This window comes from Carnobacterium sp. FSL E2-0243, from assembly GCF_038003605.1.
GTDB lineage: Bacteria > Bacillota > Bacilli > Lactobacillales > Carnobacteriaceae > Carnobacterium > Carnobacterium maltaromaticum.
The window spans coordinates 1-3462 of record NZ_JBBOPM010000005.1; the positions used below are offsets into that span (position 1 = coordinate 1).

The 3462-nt window shown below is 28.8% G+C and carries 3 protein-coding genes and 1 pseudogene; 1 reads left to right on the forward strand and 3 read right to left on the reverse strand.

Translation table 11 applies throughout. From position 1 onward, the window contains the following. Positions 1-492: 492 nt before the first annotated feature. Positions 493-678, reverse strand: coding sequence for a hypothetical protein (locus MHI00_RS17675; RefSeq protein WP_034558299.1), 186 nt, complete (start codon positions 676-678; stop codon positions 493-495). Between the two features lie 25 nt (positions 679-703). Beyond that, on the reverse strand, positions 704-1171 hold the full coding sequence (locus MHI00_RS17680) for a hypothetical protein (protein ID WP_056998958.1): 468 nt from the start codon (positions 1169-1171) through the stop codon (positions 704-706). A gap of 776 nt (positions 1172-1947) precedes the next feature. Between MHI00_RS17680 and MHI00_RS17685 the strand changes: the two genes are divergently transcribed. Further along, positions 1948-2475: a hypothetical protein gene (locus MHI00_RS17685; protein ID WP_034558301.1), complete on the forward strand. Its 528-nt coding sequence runs from the start codon at positions 1948-1950 to the stop codon at positions 2473-2475. Between the two features lie 146 nt (positions 2476-2621). Here MHI00_RS17685 and MHI00_RS17690 read toward each other — a convergent pair. Further along, positions 2622-3462: pseudogene (locus MHI00_RS17690) on the reverse strand (hypothetical protein); the annotation flags it as partial.

Below are 3462 nucleotides of genomic sequence, written 5' to 3' on the forward strand. Positions count from 1 at the left end.
CCGCTGTTTTTTGATAATCATAGATTTTATTGTGTATCGTGTTAAACATATTTGTAAGCGAGGTCCCAAGCGCCTAAAGGGAATTTGTATCGATAAGACTTGCAGCAAAATCTAATTAGCACTAGCTTATATTTTACATTTTAACAAATGACAATAGGGTATACTTTATTGTCATTTGTTTTTAATCCCATTTTTAGAACTATCTAGAGTGTAGTATGGGTGGTCATTAGAAAAATTTATTTAGGGAATTAAAATCAACCAATAGGGTGTAATCTATTGATTGATTTAACTTAAGTAGTTTATGTAGGTTTGCGTGCCACCATTAAAGTGCGCCATACTAAAATTACTAGTCACAATAAAAAAGGGGTAGTCAATAACTTATAAGTTCTTGACTACCTTTTTTTCAAAGTAACTATATTAAGAATAATTTTTAAGAATTTATAGTTAATATTACAGAATAGATTTCTTAGAAAAATATCTATTCTAATGACATTAATCCTCTAATGGATCAATAATATTCCCATTTTTATCTGTAACAGTACTTGTAATTGGTGTATCTCGATTTATTTTATAGGATGTATAAATATTTCGAGTAAAATAAATCCCTATGAGAACTAAAAAGCTCAGAGATACAATAATAAATAAAGAAAACAGTTTTCTATTAATTGTTTTTTTCATAGTATACACCTACTCTCTTAGCATCTTATTGAATCCCCTGTACATGGTAGTTCTGTCCAGTTCTAGGGTTATCGACAAGAAAATAGAAATACCCTGACGTATTTATTGTATACGGTGATCCGCTTAAAGGTAAATTATAACGTTGACTAACATTAGAAGGGTTTCCTGGATTAGCTATAGTATTTACACCAAATCCACCTAATCTAAAGGTTAGTCTAAAGTTATTTGTAGTACTAGAAGAAAAGGAAATTCCACTATATCTAGTTCCCGATCCCGAAAAATTTTCTGACTGATAAGATGCAGAGTTGTTAAGCCATTTAACTGTTGTTGGCGGGACAACTGCTCGTGTTACAAGGTTAGAGCTAATTTCGGGGCTAACTTCTATACCAAATTTATCATAAATAACCACATCTGAATTATTAGATTCATCTGCATGTGCTACTGTATTTCCTGAAAAAGAGGGAAGTACAATTACTGACAATGTTGACAACATAAAAATTAAACTTACAATATTTTTTTCATAAAACGACCTCCAATATATTTTAATTTTATTATACATAATATGAATATATTAGTAAAGGTGAAAAGCAAATGTTTTTTAGATTTTTGAAAATGTAAGTGAAACTATCGTGTTCCAAAATTTAAAATCATCAATTAAAACACTAATAAAATTGATTATTGGTTAACAATATAACACTCATATTTCTATATAGATAAATTATCCATACAAATTCCCTAACGCATTTTAACCTTTAAATTAAAAATTTTCTCATAATAAAATCGATCTAAATCAAAATAAACTTCCTGCGAAATGTTAAAACACGTTAAATTAAGGAAGGGTTGACTAAAAAAGATTAGACACCTGTCATTTCAAACGATTTTTTTGTGTACCACTCATATTTAACAACAAGTGAGTACATTCTTTTTCATTTTAACCTTAAATTTATACACTCCTTTAAATTTCTGTTAAAATCCGTTCGCTAATACAAAATTAACATATTCGAGAATAATTAACAATTTATTATGATTTGATTTTACTATATACTTTATTTTTACTTCGATATACGCTATAATCCTGATGAAACACATCGACGAAAATACAATTCTATTTCAAAGTTTAGTTTTGATAAAAATTAATAGACTTTACAATCGGAAATACTTTTAAATCGACTCTATTCAATTTTATTCCCAATAATTGTTTGTCTAATTTGATTTTACTAAAACTTTGTAACAGATCCCTAAATACTAGCAAATATTGGAGGTATCATCATGATAGCAAACTACCCTTTTCTTAGTCTTACTTGTTTTTTTATTCTATTATGCTACATTTCACTTATTTTATATAAAATTAAAGTCAAAATGTTTTATAAAAAAAACTCTTATCGTAAAATCAAGTTGAAAGATCACCCGCTCTATTTAATTTATCCTTTTGAAAAAAAAATATATGTATTTATTTGGATTCTTTACATTCTTTGGATTATATTAGCCACGGGTGGATTATTCTTGATTTTTTCAAATTCAGGTAGCAATAATAATCTTGTTAAACTTGGAATAATTTTTCAAGTACTAGCCACCTTCACCTCTTTTATCTTAGTTGCTAATTATTTCCGATTTTTAAAAAAAACAAAGTCCGCTATAAATAAATGGTCTATTTCTAATCCTTCAGAAGAAAAAAAATTTGTAGTTTTTCCTTCAAACATTGTAATTTATAAAAAAGTAGGATATATTAGCTTTTTACTTACTGAAATTTTTTTCATAGTATCAATTATTACAGAATATTTAAATATAGTGTATTAAATAAGAAGCAATTAGATTGGAACTATTATAACCAATCTAATTGCTTTTAACTATTTAAAACACCTAACTTATAATTCTCCTGAAATTCAACTCCTTAAACAGTTGACTGGCACCACTGGTAAGGAATTCTGTAATTGTTTTGCTTATCAAGAAATTAGTTCTTTTCCCCACGTGATTACAGATATAAAAACAGACGCAATAGCTACTGAACCAATTCCTATTACTTCTACAGGGAGCAGATATATAATTCCCGCTATAACAGCTATTCCACCTACTGTCTCAAAAATTTCCGGCATACTATTATTTTCAACTGACTTCGTTACCAGTTCATAGTCTGCAACAGGAACCGGAGTAACATTACTTTGATTTACATAGATTTCAATAATCAATTCTAATCTTTCTGTTAATGTTTTCCCATTTCGTTTTATTTTATACTCACTTTTCACAATGATTTTCGTTCCTATTTTCCCATTTCGTGCAGCTAAACCAGTTTCAATTATCCCATTTTTTACTGTAGGTCCTAATCGATTAATTGCACTTTCAATACTATTACTTTTTACGTCTTTAAAAATAGTATTGTACTTATCAAGTGTTTCTTGTATTGGATTAAGGTATACTTTCATGTCTGCAATACCATTTGTTACCACAATTTTAGCCGTTCCTTCTTTTGAATCAGAAGACCAAGTGTTCCTTGCTGTTAAATAAAGATCAATTGCACCTAAATGTTGTTCATATATCTTATTGGGCACAATAATAACTTCTTTGAAAAAGTCCTGCAAATTCAATCCATTCAATATATTATGACTGATAGTATTCACTTTCTGACTAGAATCAATATCAAAATTTTTCACTCCCGCATCTCGTCCAGAAGAAGCAACTTGATCAATTGGAAACAACATGTCTCCTCTACCCACGGTCATTTCAATAAATTGGTCGAATGCCCACTCTTTAGGCATTTTAAACCCTAAATTCCCACTAAACCCTGTG

Coding starts and splice junctions, on each gene's coding strand:
- MHI00_RS17675 (WP_034558299.1), bottom strand. CDS start 678: ATGAAAAAAACAATTAATAGAAAACTGTTTTCTTTATTTATTATTGTA.
- MHI00_RS17680 (WP_056998958.1), bottom strand. CDS start 1,171: ATGTTGTCAACATTGTCAGTAATTGTACTTCCCTCTTTTTCAGGAAAT.
- MHI00_RS17685 (WP_034558301.1), top strand. CDS start 1,948: ATGATAGCAAACTACCCTTTTCTTAGTCTTACTTGTTTTTTTATTCTA.